An 887-nucleotide genomic window follows, 5' to 3' on the forward strand; every position below is an offset into this window, starting at 1 on the left:
TTATCTAACGGTTTACCAATAGGCACGCCGCGCAGTGAATCAGGGCTCACCGCTAATTTATGTACATCGTGATAAGTGGTGCTACCTACCGTGGCTTCTGTTGGCCCGTATTCGTTGACGAGCTCTGCGGCTGTGAGCAATTCATGCTTCCAGCGATACAGCGTTTTTTGCGTTAACTGCTCTCCAGCAATGACCACAACGTGTTTCGAAACAGGGTTAGGCACTAACTCGCCTTGGCTGGCAATCGCTTTTAAGTGCGCCGGAGTAATCTTAAACAGCAATGAGCGCGTTTGGTCGAGCAAACAATCGCCTAAACGGCTGAGCAATTGCTCGTCGTCTGGCAATAACTCAACATAACCGCCGCAAACCAGTGGTGGATATAACGAGCCAACCGTGGCATCAAACGCCAAGGTTGAACTCACCACCGCGCCTTCAACATGCTCCGGCATAAATTGACGACGACAGAAGTTGAGGAAGTTGCTCACGCTTTGATGATTTACCGCTACGCCTTTAGGACGACCGGTAGAGCCAGAAGTGTAAATGATGTACGCCAAGTGCCCGGCGTTTAAGCCGGCGACCGTTGGGTTTTCTGTTAGCTTTTCGGTTAGCTTTTCTGTTAGCTTTTCTTTCGCACTTGCAGCAACATCAAAGGTAATATGCTGGTAATCGTCCACGCAAATCAATGTGCGGCCTTCAAGCTGCAAGTCTGCTTCGTGAACCGATTGAGTAACCAATATCGACACATTGGAATCTTCCAAAATGTACTCGCGGCGCTGCTGCGGGTAATTCGGGTCGAGCGGCACATAGGCCCCACCGGCTTTTAGCACCCCAATCAGCGCAACCAGCATTTCAATGGAGCGCTCAATACACACACCGACGAATTGGTC

Annotated in this window: 1 protein-coding gene; it reads right to left on the reverse strand. The window is 50.4% G+C overall.

Annotated features, from left to right (window positions below; translation table 11 throughout):
• A partial coding sequence (locus HJG39_RS19285) for an AMP-binding protein (protein WP_268412051.1) occupies positions 1 to 887 on the reverse strand: 887 nt, incomplete at both ends.

This window comes from Alteromonas sp. a30 (assembly GCF_026788005.1).
Taxonomy (GTDB): domain Bacteria; phylum Pseudomonadota; class Gammaproteobacteria; order Enterobacterales; family Alteromonadaceae; genus Paraneptunicella.